The organism is Snodgrassella sp. M0110 (genome assembly GCF_016101465.1).
In the GTDB taxonomy this organism is placed as follows: Bacteria; Pseudomonadota; Gammaproteobacteria; order Burkholderiales; family Neisseriaceae; genus Snodgrassella; species Snodgrassella alvi.
On record NZ_JACFQM010000005.1, the window covers coordinates 35,291 to 50,530 of the forward strand.

Below are 15,240 nucleotides of genomic sequence, written 5' to 3' on the forward strand. Positions count from 1 at the left end.
TTTTTGATATCTGTTTTTATCCTAAAAAGTATTTATCGCTTATAATATGTATAGAACATGTTTATAATATTTTGAACATCCAACAACAATATCTATACAAAGAACAAAATTGGTATTATGGTTTGAATTTTATTATTTTCTGATATCACGCCTAACATATCGATAATATACACTACCCTAAAGCCATAAAATTAATTTATTTCTTTTATGATATGGGATTTTTTCTATCACTTTTATGTAAAAATTTATCTCTAAGACTTATTAAATTATAATTAAGATCAAAGTCTTTGTTTAAATAATCACAAATTACTTTATATTTAAAATTTTTAAACATTAAGTTAAAATTATTATCTTTAAATTAACTAATATAAAATAAATTAGTTCGATAATATCTTGTTTATCTTCTTAATCATAATTCTCTCTTAAATAAGACTGAACTTGCGACTATGTTTTAATATCATTCTTATATAATTCAGTATTATAAATTGAATTATTAACAAATAGATTTCTATAAAAATAATTAAATAACTGCTCTCTAACCGCATAAGCTTCAGTTTGACTTATTGCTTTGATAGTAAAAAAGACATCTTCACAAATTTTAAGGTCATAATCATAATAAATATTATCCCAAAACAAAAAATGCTTAAATAACATCCCTGAGAAATGAAAGCTTTTCTCGATAGAATTTTTAAGAATATCCTCCCATCAAAAGTCAACATTTCTTTAAAAATATTAATTTTCGTAATACGATTAAAACTACCATAAACTATAATGGGAATTTGTTTGTTGCCGATGATTTAACATTTTTTCTAAAAAATCGCTGTATAAATATCATCGCTGTCTAAAAAACAAATAAACTCCCCCGTTGCATAATTAATACCTTTATTACGAGTAATTGATACACCATAATTATCTTGATGAAAAGCTATTGCTCTATTGTTATTTTACAATAATTGTCAACAAATTCTCCTGTTTCATCTATAGAACCATTACTTAATAATAATTTGGTAATTTAGATAGGTTTAAGCTTCTATTAATTTCAACATTTCTTCAATAATATCCATTGTATTGTATGCCGAAATAATAACAGGTATAAGTGGGGTATTGTTCATATAAACCTTAATCACAATTAGCTAAAAAATATTATTAATAAATTACACTTTTAAAATTTTATGTTTTAGATATAACATATAATAAAAAAAGGAACGAAAATATTTATGCTGCCGTAACAAATATTTTGAATAACGTCGTAATGTAGATGGATTGTTAGCTAATAACAGTTTTGTATTTTTCCATGGTGAATCATATATATATTTTTTATAGATTGGAGTTAAATGCAGTTTAAACCAAGGTTTACATCCCGCAGTATAATGTATAATAACTGCTCCTTTTTCGACTGCTTCCTTTTCGACTTTTTGTTTATTTTCAAAACTTTGAGCTGTATATAATATACTATTGAATTTTTTTGGAACAAAATAAATTTTATCTTTTAATAAAATATTTAATACATCTTGATCTGGAAATTTATACTCAATTCCTTCATTTAACAAATTAAGTGCCAGTTTAGTTATATTAGCTTCATTCCAATTTTCAAGATTATATAGCATAACTCCTGAATTAAAATAACTACCATATTCTAATTGAAATTTTTTGCACTGAGAAACTTGAGTATTTTCAACATCAGCTACGGCCGCAATAATTTTATCATTAAGATCTGTATTGAAAAGTTCATCTAACGAAGATAGGCAAATTGTGTCACTATCGATATAAAGTAATTTCTTTACATTCTGGGATATAATTAAAGGTGCAATAATACGTAAGCAAGCGGAAATAGGAAAAAATTTTGTATTATTTGAATGAATTCTAAATTTATTATTAATTGAATATTGAGTAATTGAAACAAATTTTGATGATAGCTCAGCTATTTTAGATTGATTTTCAACACTTACATTTTGCATAAATAAATGAAAATGTAATTCTCTGTTTGGATTATTATGAATAATAGAATACATATTAATGCCAGCGGGAAAAGCATATTTATCATCAAAACAAAGTAAAACATGTAATGGATTATCAACTTCTTTACCATTGAAAGCGATAACTTTTTTATCTTCAACACACCCTTTTATATCAATCATTACCAATTCCATATTATTGAACAAGTTAATAGTTCATTAAAAAATAAATACTCAATTAGCTAAAAATAATTTTTAATTTGATATAAACAAATTAAAACTGATTCTTTATGTAATTTTTATACATGTAATTCTCATTATTACTGAATTTCTGAACTGCTAAAAATTTTATAGTTATTGCATCTTTTCTAGAGATATAATCATTTTTGCTGCATTGTTTGATAATATTTTCTATATTATCAATCTCATTTTCACTAATCCTTCTAATACCCTTCTCGTCAAAAAATTGCCCTATTTTACTTGCTCCAATGTAAATAGGGATGGTTTGAGTTGCGAAGCAGTTAGTTAATTTTTCAGTAAAACAGTAAGGCGATATTTCATTCTCAAAAATAATTGAATAACGGTAATCTCGTAATGTTTCATACGGGCCTATAAATTGGCCACTATCAAATAGACCATAAGTATCAACATTAGGATTATTTTTTAATTTATTCACCATTAAAATTCTTTTTAAATGTAGATCACATAATTTTATTCGATGATAACAGAATTCTTATTCGATGATAATATAGATATGCTTTTACATTTTTCATAAAATAAATTAGGTCGAAATATTTCATCTAGGCCTGGTAACAAAACAAAATAAAATCCCTAGAGAAAAGCTTTTTTAGCACAAAAAGGCACAAATCGAGCACTTGGTATATTATTAGTATTTTTCATCATAAGTGAATATTAAATCAAAATTTTTTTCTAATCCTTGATATTTTGAAAAAATTTCATAACTATCTGGTTTGATACCTTTTATCTCAACTAAAGCACCAAAACGGCTGGTTGGAGAGCCTACCGTTTCCAACATTTGCCTATGAGTATAAATATGTAGTACATCGAAAAAATCATCGATTCATAAAATATTTGATAGGAATAGTGTTACTGAAATTGGATTACATAAATTAACCAAAGAATATAATAAAGACAAAAAACATTTTTGTTTAGGTATCTGGGATAAAAAAACAGAGGAGGCCGGATTAGTATATAGTATATATGAACAAACTTGTGGACAACCATTTAAGGTTGAGATCAGATTGGATTATGATATTCTTTTATCAGAAATAGCTTTAAATAAAATTCAAAAATTTTGTCTTGCTTTGTCTGAGCAATTTGATGGAACATATATTATGGTTAATAATAATTATGAAATTGAAAAACAAATTTTTCTCGATAGACTTTCGGCTGCATGGATGATTTACTTACCTGAAGTTCAGTTATCCCATAATATGGTTCCACAGACGTTTGATGTGATTAGCGGCACAAACCATGAAGAGCAGGCAGCTGGATCACTAGTTATTACCGTACCACATTTTTTTGATGAAAAAAATATAGATGATATTAAAGCGGTAAATCGTGTCGATACTAAGTTACATGAATTAGGTTTATTACCCCTTTATGCAGATATATAAAGATAAAGGGATGATGAATTTCATGAAAGATTATAATTATTAGTTCATTCCTTTGTAACAAATGTGGTAAATATTGTCAGAAAATTGGAAATAGTCTCAAAAAAAAATTTTCTGATCGTGGTGATTCAACGTACATACATTTTGTGAAGTGACAAAATTATGTAATATCTATAAAAATTGTTCTATAAGTAATCATGTTGAAGACTGTTATCATCATTAGGGCAAATTTGCAAAAATAAATTTGATAATATGCAAATAACTATAATTTTTACATGAGTTGTATATTGATCTAGAATTAAAATTTACTTTCGGTAAAGAATTTTATTTAATACTAAATTAATATTTTTTATATGCTAATGATAAAATTTAAAATACGTGTGCCGGCCAAATATGTCTGTGTCTCATACTGATAAATTCAGCATATTTGCAGCTGTCGGCCGGTTCTTTGTACATTAAATTTAATTAATTCTGATTTTTTTCTGCAATTCCTTTACGCAATCTCTGGCAGCCTGTTTAAGCTTACCTGCCTGCGGGTCAAGAAATCTCTGGTTAACAAATCGCTCATATTCTTTCAGATTACCAATCAGGGATTTATTCTGAAAAATTTTATATTCGCCATTCAAATAAGCTGCAAAGATAGTTTTTCTTTTAGATGTACAATTTTTCCGGTAAGCAATATTTTTAATCTTTTTAAGATCAAGACTTAACCATTTGAGCTCAAGATTTTCCGGCAGATATCTGATTTGAGTTTTTCTCAGGTCGATGCCTTCTTCAAGTTTCAGATTTTCTGGTAATTTTTTAATTTTGGTATAATTTAACAGCAGTTTTTTACCGACCTGCAAATTTTTGGGTAACTTTTTAATTTTGCTGCTACACAATACCAGATTCTCCCAAACATGGAGATTATCAGGCAAGCGAGAAATTTTTGTTACGTTAATATATAAATTTTTTATCTCAGTAAAATTCGAGGGTAGCTTTTTTACTGGTGTACAGGCTAAATTTATTCCATTGACTATATTAAAATGACTGGAAATTTTTTTAATTTTGGTACCCGATAAGTTTAGCTCACCTCCCACTGAAAGATTTTTAGGTAATTGTTTAATTGACGTCCTCTCAATAGATAATTGTCCGCCAACAGTCAGCTTTGCAGGCAATCTTTTGATTTTTGCGTCCTCCAGATTCAGATTTTCATTTACAGTCAGCTTTGCAGGCAGTTTTTTGATTTTTGCTTCCAACAAATCCAGATTCCCTTTTACAGTCAGCTCTGCAGGAAATTTTTTGATTTTACAGCTATTCAGGTCCAGACTGGATTGTATTTTTAAATTTTTTGGTACTTTCTTAATTTTATTACAACTTAGATCCAGGCTAATGCAAGTAGCTTTAAAATTTTTAAGTAACTGATTGATTGTACTGCACTCTCTCAATGCTAAACATCCATTGACTCTTAGATTAGCAGGTAATTTTTTGATTTTTGTTCCAGACAAATCCAGATTACCGTTCACCGTCAGATTATCCGGTAATTTTCTGATTTTCGTGTAGCTTAAGTCCAGATCAGCTTTTACCTGTACATCTTTTGGAAATTTCTTAATTTTGGAAGACAGAATCAGGCTACCATCTACTTTCAGATTTTCAGGTAACTTTGTGATATCAGTATGACCCAAATTAAGACTACCCTTGATAGTAAACTTTTTCGGTAGTTGGGTAATTCTGGTTGAAGAAATATCTAAGTCTCCGGCAACTATCAAAGTTTCCGGTAATTCCAGTATATAAGTATTTTGTAAAGATAAATTGCCGTTTATTGTCAGATTTTCTGGTAGCGACTGCACATAGCTGAAGGATAAATCTAATGCACCGCCTATTATAAGCTTTTCCGGCAACGTAATTATTTTGGTATAAGAGGCGTTTAGTTCTCCATGAACCACCAGATTGTCCGGTAATATACTGATTTCTGTACCAGATAGATTCAGATTCCCATAGACAATCAAATTATCCGGTAAATTTCTGATTTTTGTTTGAGAAATATCCAGATTGCCTTTAATAATTAAATTGTCAGGCAGTGATTTTAGACAGGGTTGATAAAAGCACAGATTATCCAGTACCCGGATAACATCATTCTCAACCTTATATTTAATGTTTTTTTGATTTAATATTTCGATAAATTTTTTCATTGATTTAGTATGTTAGCATACTGGTAAAAATTAAGGGAAGGTAACTTAGTTGCATACATTTCCAGAAAGCTGGTATTAATATCATGCAGTTTCAGTATATATTTTCAGTATAAATATCTATTTCTAATTAAAAAATTACAAAGCTGAATAAGTACTTTGACTTTATCCGGTCTGGTTTTATTGTCAGCCAGTATTCAATATATTAAGTTTTATGAGTACTGAGTTTTTTCTGCAATTGCTCTACGCAATCCTTGGCTGCCTGTTTAAGTTTACCAGCCTGCGGATCAATAAATCTCTGGTTAACAAATTGCTCATACTCTTGCAGGGTACCAATCAGGTATTCATTCTGAAAGATTTTGTATTCACCATTCAAATAAGCTGCAAAAATGGTTTTTCTTTTAGCTGTACAATTTTTCCGGTAAGCAATATTTTTAATCTTTTTAAGATCAAGGCTTAACCATTTGAGCTCCAGATTTTCCGGCAAAAATCTGATTGAAGTTTTTTTCAGGTTTATACCATGATCAAGTTTCAGGTTATTCGGTAGCTTTTTAATCCGGGTATTATTTAACAGTAATGTTTTACCAACCTGCAAATTTTGGGGTAATTTTTTAATCCGGCTATTATTCAGATCCAGACAATCCTCAACATTGAGGTTATCAGGCAAACGGGTAATTTTAGTTTCCTCTATTACCAAATTTTTTATCTCGGTAAGATCCTGAGGTAATTTTTTTACGTTAGTCAAAGTTAAGTCCAGCCCATTGACTACATTAACATGACTGGGAATTTTTTTAACTCGGCAACCCCATAAATACAGCTCACCTCCTACTGAAAGTTTTTTAGGTAGTTTTTTAATCGGTACCAGCAAAAAAGATAAATTGCCACCAACATGCAAACTTTCAGGCAATTTTTTTATTTTTGCGTCATCCAGGTTCAAATTTCCGTTTATATTCATTTTTTTGGGAAATTTTTTGATTTTGCATTCATTCAAATACAGATTGGATTGGATTTTTAAATTCTCTGGTATTTTTTTGATTTTATTAAAGCACAAATCCAGACTAGTGCATATAGCTCTAAAATTTTTAAGTAACTGATTGATTTTTACACAGCTTTCTAGCCCTAAACATCCATTGACTCTTAGATTAGCAGGTAATTTTTTAATTTTTGTTCCTGATAAATCCAGATCTCCGTTCACCGTCAGATTATCCGGTAATTTTCTGATTTCTGTAAAACGTAAGTTTAAATTATTTTTTACCTGGATATTCTTTGGTAATTTCTTAATTTTGGAGGCAGCCAGAATCAGGCTACCATCTACTTTCAGATTTTCAGGTAACTTTGTGATACGGGTATTACTCAAATCAAGATCATCGGTTATATGCAGATTAGCAGGCAGAGTATTGATACCGCTTTTTTCCAGACAAAGACTGCCTTTTATCGTAAATTTTTCTGGTAATCGGGTTATTCTGGTTGAAGAGGCATCCAGGTCTCCGGCAACAACCAAATTCTCCGGTAATTCCAGTATATAACTATTCTGTAAATATAAATTACCGTTTATTGTCAGATTTTCTGGTAGCGACTGAATATAGCTATAGGATAAATCCAGCGCACCACCAACAATTAGCGTTTCCGGTAAAACTTGTATTTTGGTACGAGAGGCGATAAGTTTGCCCTGAACCACCAAATTTTCCGGTAACACTCTGATTTGTGTACCAGATATATTCAGCCCCCCGCGAAAAATCATATTTTCCGGCAGTTTACTGATTTTAGTATGGGAGATATCCAAATTACCGCAGACAATCAGGTTATCCGGTAACTGGCTGATTTTTGTTTGGGAGATATCCAGGTCACCTTCAATAATTAAATTATCCGGCAGTGATTTAAGTGGATTTTGACAAAAGCACAGATTATCCGCTATGCGGATAATGTCATTTTCAACTGTATATTTAATATCTTTTTGGTTTAATATTTCGATAAAATTTTTCATTGATTTAGTATGTTAATCATACTGGTAAGGTTTATTAACCATAACTTAATGTAAATATTCAGATTCAATCTACTTAGAGCAGCATTAACTGATAAATAATTGAAATTATCATTATATACAGTTTCAGTATACATTGTTTTAATGATTTTTTCAGCACATATGTTTTTTAAAAAAAATTAATAAAACGAATACAAATATTCTGACCGAAACCAGAGCTGTTTTTGTGGTTAAAATAAAAGTAATAAAAAATTAAATAAGACTATATTATAAAATTAATCATCTCCAGTAGGGTAAGTAATTTACTAATATATTAATTTATCAGCCCAATCAAACTGTAACCTGAATCGTAATATTTATTAAATTTTGATGAAATACCCATATATTTACTTTATTTGTATTAATATGCAGCTATATTAGCGTTGTTTCGAGGTTTCTTCATTGATGATTTTTTTGTATTGCTCAAATTCTTGCATTAAATGTTCTTTTGGCATTGTCATCAATCTTTTCATATGATCTATTTCCCTCATACATGCTTGTGCTGAGTCTTGGTTTTCAAGTATTTCACTTTGATAGAAATTTGTAATTTTACTTACATATTCTGGGCCATCTTTTTTAGTATGTTTAGTATGTTTAAAATCTTCAAAATCTTCGTTTAACTCTTTAAATTTATTGTCATAATATTCTTTTGCTTGCTGTTTCATTTTTTCAAAGATGTTTAGATTTTTTTGTGTTATATAAATCTTACCAGAAGATGTAAAATCTTCGTCTTTTTCTTGACTATGTATATTATGTCGAAATGCAGTTTTAGATTTATTATATGGATTAAACATATATCTTCTAGTTTGGTTTTGATTTCCTTTTTCAAAAATTATCCGATAATTTAATTCGCACTCCCAACCATCATACTTGTGTTCAACAGATACCAAATCCCCTTTTTGCGTTATCCATATTCCACTTTTACGTTTGTATTCAGGGTTAGCAGGCTGCTTTAAAAAATTCCCTTCAAGTACTAAAACGTCAAAAGTTTTACCTTTATAAAAAGCACCTGATGTATTTTCAGTATTAGACCAGCTTAACTTTGAATCAGGAATAACTATATCTATTGCATCTTTGTAACGATGGACTTTAATTTTATCAAATAACTCATTTTTATATTCATTACTTAATAATTCCTTTTTAATTGGTTTATCATTTGAAAACCAAACACTGGTATTAAAGGCACCTCCTTTTACTAAGCGTAATTTAGTCTTAACTGTACGTTCAAATTTATCAGTTTCTATGTCAAGTTCTCGATAGGCCAAATGACTAAATCTATCTATATAACCATTTGAATTTTTATCAAGACCATGTAGTGTATTAGAGAATTTCGCCCCTCTATTTAAAAAAACAGGAACATATTCATCATGGTCAACATAAAAACTCTTGGAGTTGCTAAAAGAAAAATCTGGATAATGAAGATAAATACCTTCAAGAAAATACTCTAGATTGCCTTTTTTTAAAGATTCAGGGATATCAAAGTTTATAATCCGATTATTTTTATCAAATTGTAAATTTGTTGCATAAGCAACTTGGGTTTTCGTGACATAAACAGTATCCTCGTATGTTATTCTTAAAATACTTTTCAATGAAAAAAAATCCGGCGAAAACAAATCCGGCGGCCCGCTTTTTGTTTTATGTTTTGTGAAGAGAGGATTCGTTCTATAACTTTTATCATTTTTATTAGTTTTAGGGTAATAGTGGGCTATAATTTTAATATTCTTTGGCGGAAAGTTTTTCTTTAAATCTTCATTTTCTGCATGAGTTAAAAAAGGTTTATAAAAATCGTCAATTTGTAAACTAAAATGTAAAGATTTATTGGTGTCAGAGCTATTTGCTAACTCATCAGTACCATAAGTTACGTATTCCCCATGAATAGAACATGAACTTAGTAAAAAAGCCAGCAGCAACGAGGTTATAAAAAATATTATTCTTTTCATATACAGTCAACTAATTAAATATTTGATATTATTAAAATAAAAAATATCGGTCTAATAAATTAGAACAAGAACTTAGTAAAAAAGTCATCAACAACGAGGTTATTAAAAATATTATTCTTTTCATATACATCTGCATAATTAAATACTCCATATTATTAAGTAGATGACTAAATACAAAATGCTAATTTAATAATCACAAGCTGATATTTGGTATTCATAATATTTGCATACTATACTGTTAAATTAGTTTAAATACAACATTGATATAAAAATCGGTCAAATAATATAGACCGATCTTGCTATTTACAAATTGCTTAATTTATCCGAAGTGTATAAATGGTGCCGAATCTGGTTTAAAGCTATCTTTAAATTCATTTAATACAACAGACGCAGGCGTGCTATAATCGCCTTGTACGACAATTTCTGTATATCTTTAAAAGCACTAGTGTTGATTTCGCTAGCTATAATCTAAAAAACTGATTCTGCAGATTTAAATTGAGACAGACATTTTGCCGGTCTTTAAATAAAGGCTGTTTACAATCATAGTTATTTTCACTTTGTGTATCTTTTTCAGAATAATGATGAGTATTAAGAGTTAACCGATAGAAAAATGACTTATCCTTAACTTGCTTATTAACAGCCGCAATATCATGCACAAATATTAATGTCTCAATCTTCCGATTATGAAGAACATTGTTAAAATCAAAAAAGTTATTTTAGTTTTTAAAATGTATATTATTAAATAATAAATATAAACTTTCAATTTATTAATTAGTTATATATTTATCAGTAGCCGGTTTTCAGCAAATATTCAATCTGATTTTTTATCTGCTATATCTGCATAATGGTTTATCTGGTTTTATTTGCCGCTGTATTTCAAGTCATATTTCTATCAGATTTCTGTTTTATCACTCCTGTCCAGTTCAGTTATTGCCGTTTGAACAGAAATAACTTTTGTCAGAGGTACCGGATATTTTTTGTTGTGTCACCTCATCTGTGCGTCTCAGCACTTTACTGTTGTAAAGATACAGCAGATGCTGGTTTTTTTAGTGTATCTTCTACCCCGCATCAGCTTAACTATGATTATAAACAAGATATACTTATGGATTTCTGGTTGTTTACATACCGGTTATTTGTTGTATTTCGATGAAAAATTATTACGGATAATTTATGGCTATTCTGGTAACAGGTGGTGCCGGCTTTATTGGCTCTCACACGACTGTACAATTACTTAATGCCGGCTACAATGTGATTATTATTGATAATCTGTGTAATGCATCGCCAGTGGTACTCGAGCGTTTAAAACAGATTACCGGTAAAGAGGTAACTTTTTATCAGGGCGATATTCGCGACCGTACGCTGCTGCAACAGGTATTTAAACAGCACAGTATTGAGCATGTGCTGCACTTTGCCGGCTTAAAAGCAGTCGGTGAAAGTGTACGGGAGCCGCTGAAATATTATGATAATAATGTCAGTGGCAGCCTGATTCTGGTTGAAGAAATGGCCAAAGCAGGTATTTTCAATCTGGTTTTCAGTTCCTCAGCTACAGTTTACGGTACACCGGCTTCGGTTCCGATTGATGAAAATGCGGCTACCGGTGGAACCACCAATCCGTACGGAACATCTAAATATATGGTAGAGCGGATGTTAACGGATATACAGGCAGCAGATGCGCGCTGGAGTATGACATTACTGCGTTATTTCAATCCGGTGGGCGCACATGAATCCGGATTAATTGGTGAAGATCCGAATGGCATTCCGAATAATTTATTACCGTATATCTGTCAGGTAGCTGTTGGCAAGCTGACACAGCTATCGGTATTTGGTAACGATTATCCTACTACTGATGGTACCGGTGTCCGTGATTATATTCATGTAATGGATCTGGCTGACGGCCACTTAAGTGCCATGCGCGTTACCAATAATCAGCCCGGTGTACATATTTATAATTTGGGTACAGGGCAGGGTTATTCGGTACTGGAAATCATACATGCGTTTGAACAGGCCAGCGGCAAAAAAATTCCTTATCAGATTGTCCCGCGCCGGGCAGGAGATATTGCTGTGTGCTATGCCAATCCTGAACGCGCAGCCGAACAACTGGGTTGGACAGCTCAGCGCAGTTTGACCAGTATGATGGCTGATGCATGGCACTGGCAACAGCTCAATCCACAGGGCTACAACAGCCACAATGAATCTAATATCAGCTTATTATAAACACTTAACCCACTGATATTTCAGTGGGTTAAGTGTTTTCGGTTTTTGAGTTTTGATGCAAAAATTTAACGCTAATCGTTACGCCGCTCCTGAAAGTAGATTTAGATAAAAGATGTTTGAGGTCATTACCGGTTAACTATCTCTAACTAACTGGTGAGTCACATTATAATATAATGAGAATTATTATCAATAACAATTTGGTAATTTTTACAATTTGTTTTTCTGGTCTCTATTCCAACACCTGATCTGCGTATAATAAGTATTCCTGCATTCGCCCGGACAAAGCTTGTTTTCGGTATAATTGCCCACAATTTGCTTTTCTGATTAAATCTTTCTCTGTCTGTGCTTTTGTCACAACTTAATTTTTGACAGCTCATGCCTATCTCTACTCAAACCGCGCAACTTGTTCACCAACAGCTACTGGCCGAAAACGAATTGGCTGTAGCTGATTTTACCCGTGCACTCTCGCTAATGGGAGCACATCATATTGATTATGCTGATATTTACTGCCAGCGCAGTACCTATGAAAGCTGGCATCTGGAAGAAGGCATGGTCAAATCAGGCAGTTTTCAGATTGAGCAGGGCGTCGGTGTTCGTGCGGTAAGTGGTGAAAAAACTGCATTTGCTTACGCCGACAATCTGAATGTGCAGGCATTAACAGATGCAGCACAGGCCGTACGGGCAATTGGGCAGGCCGGTCAGCAGCGCTCAGTGGGACTAACTTCTCTGCCGTCAGTCAAACCGCTGTATGCAATGGCTAATCCGATGCTTAGTCTGGATGCCGGAGAGAAAGTAGCCTTATTACAGCGTGTGGAGACACTGGCAAAAGCTGCTGATCCGCGTATTGTGCAGGTAATGGCCGGGCTAGTATGCGAGCATGAACTGATTTACCTGGCGCGACTTGACGGCCGGATACACACTGATGTCCGCCCGCTTGTCCGTTTATCTGTTACTGTGATTGCCAAACAGGGAGAAAGGCGCGAGCAGGGCAGCAGTGGCGGAGGGGGTCGCTTTGATCTGGGTTATTTTGATGAAGCCATGCTCAAATCATATGTAGATACAGCCGTTGCTCAGGCACTGACCAATCTGGAAGCCCGTCCGGCACCTGCTGGTCAGATGACGGTGGTACTGGGCAGTGGATGGCCGGGTGTATTGTTACATGAAGCTGTAGGTCATGGTCTGGAAGGTGATTTTAACCGCAAAGGAACCAGTGCGTTTGCCGGCCGTTTAGGTGAACGCGTAGCGGCTAAAGGTGTGACTGTTGTTGATCAGGGTAATATTGCCGAACGCCGTGGTTCGCTGAATATTGATGATGAAGGCAATGCTACACAGCGTACGGTACTGATTGAAGATGGTATTTTATGCGGCTATTTACAGGATGAAACCAATGCACGTTTAATGGGTGTCCCCGTGACCGGTAATGGCCGGCGTGAAAATTACGCCTCAGCACCGATGCCGCGCATGACCAATACTTATATGGAAAACGGCCAGCTTAATCCGGAAGAGATTATTGCCTCGGTCGATAAGGGCTTGTATGCAGTTAATTTTGGCGGCGGACAGGTAGATATTACCAGTGGTAAATTTGTATTCAGTGCTTCGGAAGCCTGGTGGGTTGAAAACGGTAAGCTGCAATATCCGGTAAAAGGAGCCACCATTATTGGCAGTGGTCCGGAAGTATTAAAACACGTTAGTATGATAGGCAATAACAGTAGTCTGGACAGTGGTGTAGGTATCTGCGGTAAAGACGGGCAAAGCGTGCCGGTAGGTGTGGGACAGCCCACGCTGCGTATTGATGCCGGTCTGACTGTGGGCGGCAGCCAGACATAATTCACCTGAACAGCAAACACCATAACGGAGACAAATTACTGTGTCCGTTATGCTGTTTGTTTATGCGGATATATATTTATTTATCGTAAATTACATCTGAATTTCCCGATATTAATATGCATATTCTCATTGCACTTATTGAAATCAAATCTGCTTTTTCAGGTATCAGTTATTGATTACAATGATCCGCCAGTGCTGCGCAGCAAATAACCGGAAAACAGCAATCCGATAGGTATCAGATTTATATTATTGTGATACTGACATCAATGCTAATCTGCAGTATCAGACAATTTATTCAGCAATAATTACTGCCGAATATTCCTGACACAATAAACTATTAATAAAATTTTTATCTGAATACCGTTTTTTTATTAGGTACAACTGAATAAATTTATTATTTCAAAGCAATCATATAAAATGAACAAGAAAACTGATAGCCTATAACCATATTACTCAGCATTACAATTTATTACACACTTCATAATATCAATCCGAATCATGCTATCAGGCGAAATTGTTTCTGCTATAGAAAAAATTATGTAGAAAAATAATATTTATTTATCTGAATATAGTAGTAATATCAGTTAATTATTCTGATAAATCATTTTATTTTTAATTTTTCTATTCTCAATTATTCAGAAAGTACTCAATATGTCTTTTATCATAAAAAACAAATCCAGACTAAGCCTGAGAAAATTCCTGATAATCAGTTTTTTCTTAAGTTTCAATATGAATTTTGCCATGGCTCAGGATGTTTTAGTTGATAGTGCACAACAGGCACGGATACGTATCTTCGGGCAGAATGGCAAACCGACTAATATGAAATACAGTTTTCAGGGGCATGAGGTAAAAGAATCAACCGGTGGTACCTTAGGCGGATCACTTGCTTCATCATTAGGCTTGGCTCGTAACAGCACCATTGGTATACCGGCAACGGCTACTTTGGATACAATGAAACGACATAATCATAATTTGTCTAAGCTGTACTACCGTGAATTCACCATTCCAGCTAATGTACCGATTACCATATCCAATGCCATTATTGGTCTGACCAATGTTAATAATACTCATAACGATGGCAAAATCATTTCCTATCAGCCCTCCTGCCAGAGTAACAAACTTACTTTTGTAGCCGAACCGGGTAAAGATTACGAGGCCATCGCGGCATCTGCATCAGCCCAATGCGGGGTTATTCTGCAAGAAGTGCATCCGGACGGCACAACTACATCACTCATTAGGGGTGATTAAGCGATCTGCTGAAACCATAAACCAGCACTCAGCGTTTCAAAATTATTTTATTTATATATTAATACAATAACCTGTTAATTTTTCCAGTCTTGCTAGCGTATTGTCTGAGGCTGGAAAATTCTATTTTACTGACATATCATAAAATTTATTCAATAAAATTACATTTTATATTAAAACCAATATACCTTGAGATATATTTTTCTTATTATCAGATTATCCATGAAGCGGATTTCA

The 15,240-nt window shown here is 32.8% G+C and carries 11 protein-coding genes; 4 read left to right on the forward strand and 7 right to left on the reverse strand.

Going from position 1 to position 15,240, the window contains the following annotated elements:
• Positions 1–809 precede the first annotated feature (809 nt).
• The 4 genes from H3T84_RS12490 to H3T84_RS08095 form a co-directional block, all read right to left on the reverse strand.
• Positions 810–929: a glycosyltransferase gene (locus H3T84_RS12490; RefSeq protein ID WP_198218870.1), complete on the reverse strand. Its 120-nt coding sequence runs from the start codon at positions 927–929 to the stop codon at positions 810–812.
• Positions 930–1,154: 225 nt separating this feature from the next.
• A complete protein-coding gene (locus H3T84_RS08085) occupies positions 1,155–2,138 on the reverse strand; it encodes a glycosyltransferase family 8 protein (RefSeq protein WP_198218797.1) in 984 nt (327 codons plus the stop codon).
• 91 nt (positions 2,139–2,229) lie between these two features.
• Entirely contained in the window at positions 2,230–2,670 is a 441-nt protein-coding gene (locus tag H3T84_RS08090) for a glycosyltransferase family 10 domain-containing protein (RefSeq protein ID WP_303832248.1), read from the reverse strand.
• Between the two features lie 171 nt (positions 2,671–2,841).
• The gene (locus H3T84_RS08095) at positions 2,842–2,991 is read right to left on the reverse strand and encodes a hypothetical protein (RefSeq protein WP_198218799.1); all 150 of its coding nucleotides are present in this window, start codon (positions 2,989–2,991) and stop codon (positions 2,842–2,844) included.
• A gap of 226 nt (positions 2,992–3,217) precedes the next feature.
• Here H3T84_RS08095 and H3T84_RS08100 point away from each other — a divergent pair, with 226 nt between their 5' ends.
• The gene (locus tag H3T84_RS08100) at positions 3,218–3,592 is read left to right on the forward strand and encodes an Imm52 family immunity protein (protein WP_198218800.1); all 375 of its coding nucleotides are present in this window, start codon (positions 3,218–3,220) and stop codon (positions 3,590–3,592) included.
• A 458-nt stretch (positions 3,593–4,050) separates the two neighbouring features.
• On the opposite strand, the gene H3T84_RS08105 is transcribed toward H3T84_RS08100, so the two are convergent.
• From H3T84_RS08105 to H3T84_RS08115, 3 genes are all read right to left on the reverse strand, one after another.
• Positions 4,051–5,760, reverse strand: coding sequence for a hypothetical protein (locus tag H3T84_RS08105; protein ID WP_198218801.1), 1,710 nt, complete (start codon positions 5,758–5,760; stop codon positions 4,051–4,053).
• Between the two features lie 202 nt (positions 5,761–5,962).
• Positions 5,963–7,741 (reverse strand): hypothetical protein, encoded by a 1,779-nt coding sequence (locus tag H3T84_RS08110; RefSeq protein WP_198218802.1) that lies wholly within the window; start codon positions 7,739–7,741, stop codon positions 5,963–5,965.
• A gap of 413 nt (positions 7,742–8,154) precedes the next feature.
• Positions 8,155–9,717, reverse strand: coding sequence for a hypothetical protein (locus H3T84_RS08115; protein ID WP_198218803.1), 1,563 nt, complete (start codon positions 9,715–9,717; stop codon positions 8,155–8,157).
• 1,170 nt (positions 9,718–10,887) lie between these two features.
• On the opposite strand from H3T84_RS08115, the gene galE reads away from it, so the two are divergent.
• The 3 genes from galE to H3T84_RS08130 all read left to right on the forward strand — a co-directional run bounded on the left by galE (position 10,888) and on the right by H3T84_RS08130 (position 15,006).
• Positions 10,888–11,931: a UDP-glucose 4-epimerase GalE gene (galE, locus tag H3T84_RS08120; protein WP_198218804.1), complete on the forward strand. Its 1,044-nt coding sequence runs from the start codon at positions 10,888–10,890 to the stop codon at positions 11,929–11,931.
• A 375-nt stretch (positions 11,932–12,306) separates the two neighbouring features.
• Complete coding sequence (gene tldD, locus H3T84_RS08125; RefSeq protein ID WP_198218805.1) at positions 12,307–13,758, forward strand: metalloprotease TldD; 1,452 nt, start codon at positions 12,307–12,309, stop codon at positions 13,756–13,758.
• A 741-nt stretch (positions 13,759–14,499) separates the two neighbouring features.
• A complete protein-coding gene (locus H3T84_RS08130) occupies positions 14,500–15,006 on the forward strand; it encodes a hypothetical protein (protein WP_198218806.1) in 507 nt (168 codons plus the stop codon).
• Positions 15,007–15,240 lie beyond the last annotated feature (234 nt).